The sequence below is a fragment of the Rhodococcus (subgen. Prescottella) equi genome (assembly GCF_003013675.1).
GTDB classification, from domain to species: Bacteria; Actinomycetota; Actinomycetes; order Mycobacteriales; family Mycobacteriaceae; genus Prescottella; species Prescottella equi.
This window is the reverse complement of the sequence record NZ_CP027793.1, coordinates 4,617,065-4,630,702: the sequence shown is the minus strand read 5'-3', so window position 1 is coordinate 4,630,702 and position 13,638 is coordinate 4,617,065. Positions and strand designations below refer to the sequence as shown.

15 protein-coding genes are annotated in these 13,638 nt (G+C 69.2%); all 15 read left to right on the top strand.

Features of this window, described 5'->3' with window-relative positions; translation table 11 throughout:
- Nucleotide 1 precedes the first annotated feature (1 nt).
- The 15 genes from hypB (at nucleotide 2) to C7H75_RS21470 (ending at nucleotide 13,624) form a co-directional block, all read left to right on the top strand.
- Nucleotides 2–823 (top strand): hydrogenase nickel incorporation protein HypB, encoded by an 822-nt coding sequence (gene hypB, locus C7H75_RS21535; RefSeq protein WP_106851808.1) that lies wholly within the window; start codon nucleotides 2–4, stop codon nucleotides 821–823.
- A gap of 117 nt (nucleotides 824–940) precedes the next feature.
- On the top strand, nucleotides 941–2,026 hold the full coding sequence (locus C7H75_RS21530; RefSeq protein WP_005517440.1) for an NADH-quinone oxidoreductase subunit B family protein: 1,086 nt from the start codon (nucleotides 941–943) through the stop codon (nucleotides 2,024–2,026).
- 40 nt (nucleotides 2,027–2,066) lie between these two features.
- Nucleotides 2,067–3,860: a nickel-dependent hydrogenase large subunit gene (locus C7H75_RS21525; RefSeq protein WP_106851807.1), complete on the top strand. Its 1,794-nt coding sequence runs from the start codon at nucleotides 2,067–2,069 to the stop codon at nucleotides 3,858–3,860.
- A 7-nt stretch (nucleotides 3,861–3,867) separates the two neighbouring features.
- The gene (locus C7H75_RS21520) at nucleotides 3,868–4,803 is read left to right on the top strand and encodes a NifU family protein (protein ID WP_064076226.1); all 936 of its coding nucleotides are present in this window, start codon (nucleotides 3,868–3,870) and stop codon (nucleotides 4,801–4,803) included.
- Nucleotides 4,800–5,471 carry a DUF5947 family protein gene (locus tag C7H75_RS21515; protein ID WP_064076225.1) on the top strand — a complete coding sequence of 224 codons (672 nt, stop codon included), beginning with the start codon at nucleotides 4,800–4,802 and terminating at the stop codon, nucleotides 5,469–5,471. Before C7H75_RS21520 ends, C7H75_RS21515 begins: the two co-directional genes overlap by 4 nt.
- A complete protein-coding gene (locus tag C7H75_RS21510) occupies nucleotides 5,468–6,109 on the top strand; it encodes a DUF6084 family protein (RefSeq protein WP_069855539.1) in 642 nt (213 codons plus the stop codon). The genes C7H75_RS21515 and C7H75_RS21510 overlap by 4 nt, the downstream gene beginning before the upstream one ends.
- The gene (locus C7H75_RS21505; RefSeq protein WP_081121190.1) at nucleotides 6,106–7,530 is read left to right on the top strand and encodes a hypothetical protein; all 1,425 of its coding nucleotides are present in this window, start codon (nucleotides 6,106–6,108) and stop codon (nucleotides 7,528–7,530) included. The genes C7H75_RS21510 and C7H75_RS21505 overlap by 4 nt, the downstream gene beginning before the upstream one ends.
- Nucleotides 7,527–7,646: a DUF6893 family small protein gene (locus C7H75_RS26495; RefSeq protein WP_013417282.1), complete on the top strand. Its 120-nt coding sequence runs from the start codon at nucleotides 7,527–7,529 to the stop codon at nucleotides 7,644–7,646. Before C7H75_RS21505 ends, C7H75_RS26495 begins: the two co-directional genes overlap by 4 nt.
- 4 nt (nucleotides 7,647–7,650) lie before the next feature.
- Nucleotides 7,651–8,148, top strand: a complete 498-nt coding sequence (locus C7H75_RS21500) for a hydrogenase maturation protease (protein ID WP_084866263.1) — start codon at nucleotides 7,651–7,653, stop codon at nucleotides 8,146–8,148.
- Nucleotides 8,149–8,151: 3 nt separating this feature from the next.
- Nucleotides 8,152–8,418, top strand: a complete 267-nt coding sequence (locus C7H75_RS21495) for a HypC/HybG/HupF family hydrogenase formation chaperone (protein ID WP_005517448.1) — start codon at nucleotides 8,152–8,154, stop codon at nucleotides 8,416–8,418.
- Nucleotides 8,415–10,793, top strand: coding sequence for a carbamoyltransferase HypF (gene hypF, locus C7H75_RS21490; RefSeq protein ID WP_449421211.1), 2,379 nt, complete (start codon nucleotides 8,415–8,417; stop codon nucleotides 10,791–10,793). Before C7H75_RS21495 ends, hypF begins: the two co-directional genes overlap by 4 nt.
- Entirely contained in the window at nucleotides 10,790–11,533 is a 744-nt protein-coding gene (locus C7H75_RS21485) for a sedoheptulose 7-phosphate isomerase (RefSeq protein WP_005517451.1), read from the top strand. The genes hypF and C7H75_RS21485 overlap by 4 nt, the downstream gene beginning before the upstream one ends.
- Nucleotides 11,530–12,231, top strand: a complete 702-nt coding sequence (locus C7H75_RS21480) for a D-sedoheptulose-7-phosphate isomerase (protein ID WP_005517452.1) — start codon at nucleotides 11,530–11,532, stop codon at nucleotides 12,229–12,231. The genes C7H75_RS21485 and C7H75_RS21480 overlap by 4 nt, the downstream gene beginning before the upstream one ends.
- 4 nt (nucleotides 12,232–12,235) lie before the next feature.
- Complete coding sequence (hypE, locus tag C7H75_RS21475; RefSeq protein ID WP_005517453.1) at nucleotides 12,236–13,333, top strand: hydrogenase expression/formation protein HypE; 1,098 nt, start codon at nucleotides 12,236–12,238, stop codon at nucleotides 13,331–13,333.
- Nucleotides 13,334–13,351: 18 nt separating this feature from the next.
- Nucleotides 13,352–13,624 (top strand): HypC/HybG/HupF family hydrogenase formation chaperone, encoded by a 273-nt coding sequence (locus C7H75_RS21470; RefSeq protein WP_005517454.1) that lies wholly within the window; start codon nucleotides 13,352–13,354, stop codon nucleotides 13,622–13,624.
- The last annotated feature ends 14 nt before the right edge of the window (nucleotides 13,625–13,638 follow it).

The following is a 13,638-nucleotide window of genomic DNA, read 5'->3' as shown; positions in this document are numbered from 1 at the left end:
CATGTGTGCGACGTGCGGATGCGGCAAACTCGACGAACCGGCCGGTACGCGGATCAGCGCACCGGCGGGCACCGTGCTCCACGAACACGAGCACGGCCACGGCCACGGTCATGAGCACGGTCACGGTCAGGAGCACGTGCACGCGCATCCCGGCGATCACGGACACGCACCGACCGAGACCCTGACACTGGAACAGAAGATCCTCGCCAAGAACGACCGCCTCGCGGAGGACAACCGGGCCTGGCTGACGGACCGGCGGATCGCGGCGATCAACATCATGAGTTCGCCGGGATCGGGCAAGACGACGTTGCTCGAGCGTACGGTTCGCGAGCTCCGGCCTTCCGTACCGGTCTCGGTGATCGAGGGCGACCAGGAGACCCTGCTCGACGCCGATCGGATTCAAGCGACGGGATGTCCAGTGGTACAGGTCAATACGGGTTCTGGGTGTCATCTCGACTCCGAGATGGTGCGGGACGCCCTCGACGCGCTCGGCCCCGCGGAAGATTCGCTCGTTTTCGTGGAGAACGTCGGAAACCTCGTGTGCCCCGCGCTGTTCGACCTCGGTGAGCAAGGCAAGGTTGTCCTCATATCCGTCACGGAGGGCGACGACAAGCCGCTGAAGTACCCGCACATCTTCGCAGTGGCCGATCTCGTGATCGTCAACAAGATCGACCTGCTCCCTTATGTCGATTTCGATCCAGACGCCTGCGAGAGGAATGCGCGCTCGGTGAATCCCGATGTGCGCGTGATCAATCTGTCCGCGACCAGCGGTGAGGGGCTGGAGCGGTGGTACGCGTGGCTTTCGGATCGGCGGAAGGGATGATCATCCGGCGTTGACAGACCGACCGCTGTCGCGCCTTAATTGTGGTGGGCGTCACGCAAGTGGGCCGAGGGTCGACTCCGGTGACGCAGGGGCGATGCGCCCCGGGGAGTGGCCGTTATGTCGACACCCACGAGAGCAGCCGAGAAGTCCGGCACATCGCCGGAGGCCGAAACCGACGAGGGCGTCATCCACGTCCTGTGGATCAATGCGGGACTCAGCTGCGACGGAGATTCGGTGGCACTCACCGCCGCCAGCCAGCCCAGCGTGGAAGAGATCGTCTTCGGGGCGCTGCCAGGGCTGCCGAAGATCGCGGTGCACTGGCCGCTGATCGACTTCGAGTGCGGGCCGCAGGGCGGCGCCGACGACTTCATCGAGTGGTTCTGGAAGGCTGACCGGGGAGAACTCGAACCGTTCGTTCTGGTTGTGGAGGGCTCGATTCCGAACGAGCAACTGCACGACGAGGGCTACTGGTGCGGGTTCGGTAACAACCCGGAGACGGGTCAGCCGGTCACGACGAGTGAGTGGCTCGACCGACTGGCTCCGAAGGCCACGGCGATCGTCACGGCCGGCACCTGCTCGTCCTACGGCGGCATCCACGCGATGGCAGGCAATCCGACGGGCGCGATGGGTGTGCCCGACTACCTGGGTTGGGACTGGAAGTCCAAGGCCGGGCTGCCGATCGTGTGTGTTCCGGGCTGTCCGATCCAGCCGGACAACCTGTCGGAGACCCTCACCTACCTGCTGTATCAGGTGACGAATCAGGCGCCGATGATTCCGCTCGACGACATGCTGAGGCCGCAGTGGTTGTTCGGTCAGACCGTGCACCAGGGGTGCGACCGAGCCGGCTACTACGAACAGGGCGACTTCGCGACCGAGTACGGCTCCCCGAAATGCATCGTGAAACTCGGTTGCTGGGGCCCGGTCGTCAAATGCAATGTGCCCAAGCGGGGTTGGATGAACGGTATCGGAGGCTGCCCCAATGTCGGCGGCATCTGCATCGGTTGCACCATGCCCGGTTTTCCCGACAAGTTCATGCCGTTCATGGACGAACCGCCGGGCGGCATCCTGTCGAGCTCGGTGTCCGAGGTGTACGGGTCGGTCATTCGGACGTTGCGAAGCGTCACCGGACGCACGCTCGACAAGGAACCCCACTGGCGCACACCAGGGCGCCTGTTGAGGACGGGGGCCGTGCGTACCTGGTAGTGCGGACTCGCGTGATCGCCGAGGGAAAGAAGGCTTCTCGATGACTTCCACAGTGCCCGAGCCGAAACAGGGGGCGACCGACGACAAGGGGCTCGTCGAGATGGCCTGGGATCCGATCACCCGGATCGTCGGCAGCCTCGGGATCTACACGAAGGTCGACTTCAAGAACAAGACCGTGGCCGAGTGCCACAGCACGTCGTCGATCTTCCGGGGCTACTCGCTGTTCATGAAGGGCAAGGATCCGCGCGACGCGCACTTCATCACCAGCCGGATCTGCGGCATCTGCGGCGACAACCACGCGACCTGCTCGTGCTACGCGCAGAACATGGCGTACGGCGTACAGCCGCCCCACCTCGGCGAGTGGATCGCGAACCTCGGCGAGGCCGCCGAGTACATGTTCGACCACAACATCTTCCAGGAGAACCTGGTCGCCGTCGACTACTGCGAGAAGATGGTCTCCGAGACCAATCCCGGCGTGCTGGCGATGGCCGAGAAGACCGCGGCACCGCATTCGGACGCACACGGGTACCGGACGGTCGCCGACATCATGCGCGCACTCAACCCGTTCACGGGCGAGTTCTACCGCGAGGCGTTGCTCATCAGTCGGCTCACCCGAGAGATGTTCTGTCTCATGGAGGGTCGGCACGTCCACCCGTCGACGCTGTATCCGGGTGGTGTCGGCACCGTCGCGACCGTGCAGTTGATCACCGACTACACGACGCGCCTGATGCGCTACATCGAGTTCATGAAGAAGGTCGTGCCGATGCACGACGACCTGTTCGACTTCTTCTACGAGGCGCTGCCGGGATACGAGCACGTAGGGGAGCGGCGCACGCTGCTCGGCTGCTGGGGTGCCTTCCAGGATCCCGAGGTGTGCAACTTCGCGTACAAGGACATGACCGACTGGGGCCGGAAGATGTTCGTGACCCCGGGCGTGGTGGTGGACGGGAAGCTGGTGACCACCGACCTGGTCGACATCAACTTGGGCATCCGGATCATGCTCGGTTCGTCGTACTACGACGATTGGTCCGACCAGGAGATGTTCGTGACCACCGATCCGTTGGGCAACCCGGTGGACCGGCGGCACCCGTGGAACCAGCACACCAACCCCAAGCCCCAGAAGCGCGATCTCGAGGACAAGTACAGCTGGGTGATGTCGCCGCGCTGGTTCGACGGCAAGGACAACCTCGCGCTCGACACCGGTGGCGGTGCGCTGGCCCGGATGTGGTCGACCGCGCTCGCCGGACTGGTCGAGACCCACGAGGTGAAGGCGACCGGGCACAGCGTCGAGATCGACTTCCCCAAGACGGCGCTGAAGGGCCCGGCGCGGTTCGAGTGGAAGATCCCGCAGTGGAGCAACACCCTCGAACGCAATCGTGCACGCACCTACTTCCAGGCGTACGCGGCGGCGATGGCGCTGCACTTCGCCCGCAAGGCGCTGGTCGAGATCAACGCCGGGCGGACCAAGACTTGGGAGACGTTCGAGGTGCCCGACGAGGGCATCGGCTGCGGGTTCACCGAGGCCGTCCGCGGGGTGCTGTCGCACCACATGGTGATCCGGGACGGCAAGATCGCGAACTATCACCCGTATCCACCGACGCCGTGGAACGCCAGCCCCCGCGATGCCGAGGGCGTTCCCGGTCCGTACGAGGACGCCGTCACCAACCTGAACATCTACGAGGAGAACGACCGCGACCACTTCAAGGGCATCGACATCATGCGCACCGTGCGCAGCTTCGACCCGTGCCTGCCCTGCGGTGTCCACATGTACCTCGGCGACGGCAAGACCCTCGAAAAACTGCACTCGCCGACACAGTCGATGACCGGGGAGTAGGTGACGGATGGCGTCGGTACACGACGAAACCCGATACGAGACGCCCGAATCCGATCGTTGGCGACAGGCCGGCGATCGGATCGAGGCATTGCTGGATGCCACGTCGGCGGGCGGTCCGGTGGCTCGCGAGCGTGCCGAGCAACTCGTCCGCGAGGTGGTGGACCTCTACGGTGAGGCGCTCGGGCGGGTGCTGACGATAGCAGCGCGGGCCCCGGGGCTGGTGGACGAACTCGCGCGGGACGAACTGGTGTCGAGCGTGCTGCTGGTCGGCGGACTGCATCCGCACGACGTCGAGACCCGCGTCCGGACGGCGCTCGACAGCGTCCGCCCGTATCTCGGATCCCACGGCGGGGACGTCGAACTGGTGGATGTGACCGACGACGGCGTGGTGCGGCTGCGGCTGCTGGGCAGCTGCCACGGGTGCCCGTCGTCGGCGGTGACACTGCAGCTGGCAGTCGAAGGCGCCGTGCAGGCCGCGGCTCCCGAGACGACGGCGATCGAGGTGGAGACCGAAGACCGGGAGACCGCCCCCACAGCCGGTGTGTTCACGGTGGATTCCCTGATGTCGCACGTACGCGAGGAACCGACACGAAGCGGCACCTGGTTGGCGGCCGAGGAGTTCGCCGAACTCGCGCCGGGAGAGGTGGGAGGGTTCACGGTCGGCGGCCTGTCGATGCTGGTGTGCCGGATCGGCGACGAGTTGTTCGCGTACCGGGACCGGTGTCCCGCGTGCGGGAACTCGATGGCCGGCACGTCGCTGCACCGCCGGGCAGGCGGACACGTGAACGACGCGGTGCTCCGGTGCCCCACGTGCCGTACCCACTACGACGTCCGCCGCGCCGGGACCGGCGTGGAGGATCCGGGCGGTCACCTCGACCCGCTTCCCGTGCTCACCCGCGACGGCGTCCTGTCGGTGGCGGTGCCCGCGGCGGTGACGGGATGAGCGGGCCGTTCGAGCGCCGCACCCCCAGCGGATCGGCGTTGGGGGTGCTTCGTCGGATCGCCGCCGAACGGCCGGCCCCGGTGACGTCGGAGCGGTGCGAGATGTGCGCGGTGCCCGTCGCCGACGAACACCCACACGTGGTCAACACGGTCAGTCGGCAACTGCTGTGCGTGTGCCGGCCCTGCTACCTGCTGTTCGCCGAGCCGGGCGCGGACCTGAAATACCGGGCCGTGCCCGAGCGGTACCTGACGTTCCCGGACTTCTCGTTGGGGCCGGGACGCTGGGACGGGCTCGAGATTCCGGTGGGACTGGCGTTCTTCTTCCGCAACTCCGATCAGGGCCGCACCGTCGCCTTCTATCCGGGACCGGCCGGCGCCACCGAGTCCGAACTCGCGATCGAGGCGTGGACCGCGGTCCTCGACGACAACCCGGTGCTCGCCACGGCGGTCCCCGACGTGGAGGCGCTGCTGATCCGGATCCCGAAGAGCGGTCCGGCGGGGGCCGAGTGCCATCTGCTGCCGATCGACGCGTGCTACGAGCTGGTGGGCCGGCTGCGGCGGTGCTGGCGTGGCTTCGACGGGGGCCAGGACGCGCGCGCCGAACTGGACGACTTCTTCGCGCGGATCCAGCGGCGCAGCACCCCGATGCGCGCGGGAGGTGCGGCGTGACCGCCCTGGACTTCTCGGTGCTGGCGATCGGCGCGGAACCGTTCGCGGTGTCCCCCAATCTGCTCGCGCGGCTACGGATCGCCGAGACCACCGGCACTGCCGTCCATGCGCTGGCGCTCCGATGTCAGATCCGGATCGAACCGCGACGGCGCCGGTACAGCGATCGGGAGGAGTCCGGACTGCTCGACCTGTTCGGTCCGCGGGAACGCTGGTCGTCGACGCTGTCGACGTTCCCGTGGCTGCACACGACCGCCGTGGTGCCCGGCTTCACCGGTGAGTGCGTCACCGAACTGGTGATGCCCTGCACGTACGACTTCGAGGTCGCGGCGTCGAAGTACCTGCATGCGCTCGACGACGGCAGCGTCCCACTCGGATTTCTGTTCAGCGGGACGATCTTCACCAAGGGCACCAACGGTTTCGGCGTCGAACAGATTCCGTGGGACCGGGAGGCGCAGTTCGACATGCCCGTCGAGGTGTGGCGGGACGTCGTGCGGCAGAACTTCCCGTCCAGCGGCTGGGTGCGCCTCGACCACGACACCATCGCGGCGCTGGCCCGGTTCAAATCGGCCCGGGGACTGCTCGGTCTCGACGAGGCCGTCACCGAACTGCTCGACAGCGCGGGAGAGGTGGCGACGTGACCGGGATCGACGACCTGACGCGGGTACGGACCGTCGCGGACGCGGTGCTGTACGAGGGCTACCTACTGTACCCGTACCGGTCCACGTCGGGAAAGAACCAGTCACGCTGGCAGTTCGGTGTGCTCGGTCCGGTCGGTGCCGCGGACCGCGGTGCGGGTGAGGACGCGGCGATGCGCGTCGAGTGCGTGCTCGACCGCGGCGTGGACGACGCCGTGGTCGAACCGGTGCTGCGCTTCCTGCAGTTGCAGGTACGCACCGCCGAATCGCTCGGGCCGGCCGGCTACGAATCCGTCCCCGAACTCACCCTCGACGGCCGCACCTGGGTGAGCTGGGACGAGGCGGTCGAGGTCGAGATCCCTCTCGGCGCCGTCACCGTCGCGGAACTGTTGTCGGGCACCACCGTCGACGTCGTCGTGCCGGGCGGTGTGGACGTCGAACAGTTGGGGCCGACGGCACGGCTGGTGCGGCAGCGCTTCCCGGTGCGGGCCGTGGCGGACCTCCGGGCGACGGCCGACCGCGGCGGACTCCGGGTGGGTATCGAGGTGCGTAACACCGCGACGCTGGCCGACCTGGACCGGCCGGACGTCGCGGTGAAGGACACCGCGATCCGGCACTCGCTCATCGGAGCGCACCTGATCGTGTCGGTCTCCGGTGCACGTTTCGTCTCCCTCGTCGACCCACCCGCGGAGTTCGCGGCCGCGGTCGACGGGTGCCGGCAGTACCGGTGCCATCCGGTGCTCGCGGGCGAAGCGGACCCGTCCCGGCCCGGTACGTGCGACGTGATCCTCGCGTCCCCGATCATCCTGTACGACCACCCCGAGGTGGCGGAGGAGAGCGGCGGAGATCTGTTCGACGCCACCGAGATCGACGAGATCCTCACGCTGCGGATCATGACGCTCACCGACGACGAGAAGGCGCAGGCGCGCGCCACCGATCCGCGGGCCGCCGAGATCATCGACCGCTGCGACAACATGTCGCCCGACGAGATGCAGCGGCTGCACGGGGCGCTGCGCGATCCGCGGGCGTTCGAGCCCCCGACCTTCGTCACCCCCGGCGGGCTCGTCCCCGAGGTGCCCGACGACGTCCCGTGGTGGGATCCGGCCGCCGACACCAGTGTCCGCCCCGCGACCGACGGGGTGCTGGTCGGCGGGGTGCGGGTCGCGAAGGGCAGCCTGGTCCGCCTGAAGCCGTCGCGGCGGGCGGACGCGCAGGACCTGTTCTTCGCCGGGCAGGTCGCGCGCGTCGCCACCGTGCACGCCGACGTGGACGGCGGCACGCACGTCGGCGTCGTGCTGGTCGACGACCCGGCGGCCGAGCTGCACGAGTGGTACGGCCGCTACCTGTACTTCGCCCCCGACGAGGTGGAACCACTCGACGCCGTCGCCGGCGGGGCGGACGACCGAGAGGAGAGTCAGTCATGAGGGCAGTGGGAATGGTCTCGACCGTGCTGTTCGCCGCGGTGGCCGCGGCCGGCGCGTGGATCGCGATCCGTTCGATCCCGGACATGCAGCGGTACCTGCGGATGCGAAGGATGTGACCGCGTGACGGCCGGGCCACTGCCCCGCGTACTGGTCGCGGGCATCGGCAACATCTTCCTCGGCGACGACGGCTTCGGGCCGGAGACGCTGCGGGCGGTGACGGCCGGCCCGCTGCCGGACGGGGTACGCGCGGTCGACTACGGCATTCGCGGCATGCACCTCGCGTACGACCTGCTGGACGGCTGGGACGGACTGGTGCTGGTCGACGCGGTTCCCGATCGGGGCGCCCCCGGCGCGGTGCGGGCCTTCGAGGTGGACCGCGACAGTCCGGACACGACGCCGCGACTCGACGCCCACGCGATGGATCCGGCGTCGGTGTTCGCGAGCCTCGCGGCCCTGGGTGGCACGCTGCCGCGCACCGTCGTGGTCGGCTGCCAGGTATGCGACGTCGACGAGCGGATCGGGTTGTCGGAGCCGGTGTCTCGTGCCGTGCCCGAGGCGGCGGCCGCGGTGCGGGCAGCACTGGCCGAGTTCGGTGCCGGCGTCGGTGCGGAGGGCTGAGCGATGTGTCTGGGAATTCCGGGACGGGTGGTTCGGATGCTCGACGGCTACGGCGGTCAGCTGGCGCTGGTCGACGTCGAGGGCCGCGAACGCAAGGTCAACGTCGGCATGCTCGAGGACACCGTGCTCGAGTCCGGCGACTGGGTGGTGATCCACATGGGTTTCGCGGTGGAACGGGTCGACGCGGACGGGGCGGCGCGGGCAATGGCCGGTCTGGAGATGATGGGTCGTCCGCGTGAACCCCGGATCGACGGGGGCGCGTCGCCGTGACGGCTGTGTCGGACACGCAGGTCGGCCGGGTCGCGGTGGAGCGGCACCGGCTGACCGTGCGCGGGGTGGTGCAGGGCGTGGGCTTCCGGCCGTTCGTGGCGCGCCTGGCCGGTGAACTCGGTCTCGCCGGTCACTGCGGCAACGACGAGGTGAGCGTCTTCGTGGAGGTGCAGGGCCCGCCGCGGGTGCTCACGGAGTTCGCGGAGCGGGTGCGACGCGACGCGCCTCCGCTGGCGGTGGTGCTCGACGTGACGGTCGAGCACGTGTCCGAACCGGTCGTGGGTGCGTCCGGCTTCCGGATCGTGCCGAGCGTGCGCACCCCGGGCGCCCGCACCCTGGTGCCGCCCGACGTCGGGATCTGCGCGGATTGCGCCCGGGAGATGGCCGACCCCACGGACCGCCGCTACCGGCATCCGTTCGTCAATTGCACCAACTGCGGGCCCCGCTACACGGTGATCACCGATCTGCCGTACGACCGGCCGTACACCACGATGGCGTCGTTTCCGATGTGCGCGCGATGTGCGCGCGAGTACGAGGATCCCGCCGACCGCCGCTACCACGCACAGCCGATCTGCTGCCCGGACTGCGGTCCCCGCCTCTTCGCCGAGCAGGGCGGCGCCCGGATCGACGGCGACGACGACGTCCTCGGGATCGCCCAGCAGGCGATTACGGAGGGCGGCATCGTCGCGGTCAAGGGCATCGGGGGCTTCCACCTGGTGTGCGATGCCACGAATCCCGCTGCCGTGCAGTTGCTGCGCGAGCGGAAGGCGCGCCCGGCGAAGCCTTTCGCCGTCATGGCGGCGGACATCCGGGCTGCGCGCGAGGTCTGCTCGATCGACGACGTCGAGGCGGCCGCGCTGTCCGGCCCCGCCCGGCCGATCGTGTTGCTACGCAGAAGGACCACGGACGTCGTCGCGGCCGCGGTGGCCCCGAGTCTCGACGACGTCGGCATCCTGCTGCCGTACGCGCCGCTGCACCATCTGCTGTTCGCGCCGACGCCCGGGAGCCGGGTGCCGCCGCCGCGACTGCTGGTGATGACATCGGGAAATCGGGGCGGCGAACCGCTGGCGTTCACCAACGGCGATGCGCGGCAGCGCCTGTCGGGCATCGCCGACGTGTTCTTGATGCACGACCGGGACATTGCGGTGCCGTGCGAGGATTCGGTGCTCACCGTCGAGGCCGGCGCGGTCCAGCCGATCCGGCGCTCCCGCGGCTACGCGCCGCTGCCGGTTCTGCTGGGCGGGCGGAGCCCGTCAGTGCTCGCGGTGGGGGCCGAGGTGAAGAACACCTTCTGCCTCACCCGGCAGGAGTTCGCCTTCTGCTCCGGGCATCTCGGAGACATGGGGACACTCGAGAGTCGCCGCGCGTTCGAGACCGCGGTGGCGCAGATGTCGGCGCTGCACGACGTGCGCCCCGAACTGGTGGTGGCGGACGAGCATCCCGGGTACTCGACCCGGAACTGGGCGGAGGACTACAGTGCCCGCACCGGAGTCCCGCTCGCGACCGTGCAACACCACCACGCGCACGTCGCGGCCCTCGCCGCGGAGCATCGGCTGATCGGCACGCCGATGCTGGGAATCGCGTTCGACGGCACCGGCTACGGGTGCGATCGCACCGTCTGGGGTGGCGAGATGCTGCTCGTGGGCGCAGACGTGCACGACGCCACCCGGGCCGGTCACCTGCAAGCGTTCTCGCTGCCGGGCGGCGATGCCGCGGTGCGCAATCCGGCCAGGGTCGCGCTGGCGCTGCTGCGCGAGGTGGGCCTGCTCGACGAGGCCGACGATCTGCCGTGCGTCCGCGCCCTCGCGGCGGACGAACGCGCCCTGGTGACAGCGCAATTGAATTCCGGGCTGGGATGTGTCCGCAGCACCAGCGTCGGGCGCCTGTTCGACGGCGCAGCGTCGATCCTCGGGGTGCGGCACCGCGTCAGCTACGAGGCACAGGCCGCCGTGGAACTGGAGGCGCTCGCGCGCACGGCGGGACACCCCGCCTCGATCGAGATGCGAGTCGCGGACGGTCAGTTGCGGTTGGCCGAACTGCTCGCCGGTCTGGTCTCGGGGGTGCGGGCGGGCATCGCGCCGTCGGCGTTGGCGCTCGGCTTCCATCGGGCACTGGCCTCCGCGACGGTGAGGCTCGCGCTCGACGTCACGGCGGCGTCCGGGGTGGAGACGGTGGGACTGACCGGCGGAGTGTTCCAGAACCGGCTGCTGACCGCGCTCGTCCGGGCCGGCCTGCAGGCCGAGGGGCGGCGAGTACTCACCCACCACGTGGTGCCGCCCAACGACGGTGGACTCTCGCTGGGACAGGCCGCGCTCGGTGCGGCGCTGCTCGGTTCCCGGCGCCGAACGGAAGCGATCGACGAGGTGCAGACATGACGACGAGCGATACCACCGTGGAACTGATCGACCGGGCGCTGTCCGCCGACCTCTCCTCCGCGGCCCTGGGCCTGGCGCGGCGCTTCCAGCACGGTGCGACCCTCTGGGTGGTCTCGCCGCAGTGGGAACCACACGCGCACCACGTCGCGGTCGAGTTCGTGCACCCGGTGATCATGGGCAAACGGGCGCTGCCGTCGGTCTCGCTCGTCGAACCCGATCCGGTCGCCCAGTGCCGCGTGGCGGCGCGGCCCGGCGACGTGATCCTGGCGGTGGCTTCCGCGGATCAGCCGCAGGTCCGGGACATCGTGCGGCGTGCACCGGCGTGGGGAGTCGACACGGTCTGGATCGGCTCGGGACCGCGGCCGGAGGCGGGCGCCGCGACCCATATCCTCTGGGTCGACTCCGACGATCCGATGATCCCGGCGACCGGCCGGTTCGTACTGATGTACCACCTGCTGTGGGAACTCACCCACGTCTGTTTCGAACACCCGGGCCTGCTCGACGCGCCGGCGGAGGAGTGCACCGACGACGTGTGCGTCACGTGCAGCGACGAGGGGCGTCTCGCGGAAGTGGTTCTCGTGCCGGGCGACTCGATCGACGGGGTGCTGGTGCGCACGGCAGCGGGAGAGGAACGTGTCGACACCACACTGATCGCCGACGTCGCGGCGGGCGACCTGTTGCTGATCCACGGCGGGGCCGCCATCACCCGCATCGATCCGAACGAGGAGGGACGGCCGTGACCACACCCGGACCACGCTCGGAGGAGACGGACTTCCTGTATCCCTTCATCGACGCCCACGAGGAGGGCGCCGAGGCGCTGCTGGACGACCTGGCGTCGTCGGCGCGCTCGAAGGCAGCGGAAAGTGCGAGGCTGCAGCACGACTCGATCGCCGAGTGGGGCGGCGAGATCCGCGAGGCCGGTGCCCGGATGGCGGAGCGATTCGCCCAGGGCGGTCGCCTCTACACCTTCGGCAACGGCGGCAGTTCCACCGATGCCGCCACCCTCGCGTCGCTGTTCAGTCGGCCGGCGCGCGGTAGGCCCGTCGCGGCCTGGTCCCTCGCTGCGGACCAGGCGGTGGTGACCGCACTCGGCAACGACGTCGGATTCGACCTCATCTTCTCCCGGCAGATCATCGCCCACGCTCACGACCGCGACATGGCGATCGCGCTGTCGACGTCGGGCAACTCCGACGACCTCATGATCGCGCTGGCCGAGGCGCGACGGCGTGGACTGCTCACAATCGGGTTCGCCGGGCACGACGGGGGCCGGATGGCGGTGAGCGAGGACCTGGACTACTGCTTCACCATCCGCTCCCAGAGCATCCACCGCATCCAGGAGAGCCACGCACTGGTCGGATACCGGCTGTGGGAGGCCGCCCAGGACCACCTGTCGCGGGGAGCCGCGGCGCCCGAAGCGACCACCGGACAGGAGGGCTAGGCCCATGACGACGGATCCGACCACGGCCGCCGACCGCGAGGACCGAGTCCTCGAACGCATCGCATCGTTCCGCAAGCGCCGCCCACGTCTGCTCGAGGACGTGGTCACGCTCGCGCACGGTGCGGGCGGAAAGTCCTCCGCGGCGCTGGTGGACGCGGTGTTCGTGGAAGCGCTGCGCAACCCGCAGCTCGAACAACTCGGTGATGCCGCGGCGTTGAGCCTGCCGTCGGGAGAGCGGATCGCGTTCTCCACCGACTCGTTCGTGGTGCAGCCGTTGCAGTTCCCGGGCGGGTCGATCGGGAATCTTGCGGTGCACGGCACCGTCAACGACCTGTCGGTGGCCGGGGCGCGGCCTTTGTGGTTGTCGGCGGCGTTCGTCATCGAAGAGGGCTTCGAGATCGCGCTGCTGCGCGAGATCGTCGCCGACATAGCCGATTCGGCCGCCCAGGCCGGTGTCCATGTGGTGACCGGTGACACCAAGGTGGTCGGCAAGGGCGCCGCGGACGGCGTCTACATCTGCACCGCCGGGGTGGGGGCGTTGCCGGTGACGACGCGGCTGGGACCCGAATACGTGCAGGCGGGGGACCGGGTCCTGTTGTCCGGCACCATGGGTGAGCACGGGATGGCGGTGATGCTGGCCCGGGGCGAACTCGCGATCGAGGCCGACATCCGATCGGACACGGCACCGATCAACGGTCTGGTGCACGCGCTGCTCGACGCGGCACCGTCGACACGGTGGATGCGCGACGCCACCCGCGGCGGCGTCGGGACGGTGTGCAACGAGCTGGCACAGTCCACCGGTCTCGCGGTGATCCTCGACGAGGCGTCGCTCCCCGTGTTGCCGCAGGTGGCGGGGGCGTGCGATCTGCTCGGTATCGATCCGCTGTACGTCGCGAACGAGGGCAAGTTCGTCGCGATCGTGCCCGAGCGCGAGGCCGAGGCAGGGCTGGCGGCGCTCCGCGGATGCCCGGGCGGCCAGGACGCCGCAATCGTCGGCGAGGTGCTCGCCGAACCCGAGGGCATCGTGGCCCTGCGAACCGCGTTCGGCGGCAGCCGGATCGTCGACATGCTCGTCGGCGACCCGCTGCCGCGGATCTGTTGAGCGAGGAAGGAGCCGGCCATGTGTCTGGGCATTCCGGGCCAGGTGGTGCAGATGGTGGACACCGAGCAGAGCCTGGCGAAGGTGGACGTGAACGGGGTCCAACGCACCATCAGCGTGCGTCTGCTCGCCGACGAGGGTCTGGTCGTCGGCGATTGGGTTCTCGTCCACGTGGGCTTCGCGATGGCGAAGATCGACGAGGCCGAGGCCGCGCTGACGCTCGACCAGGTGCAGAAGATGGGCGCCGACTACGTCAACGAGATCGACGCGTTCAACTCGTCGAGCATCAACTGACCGAACGGGCCACC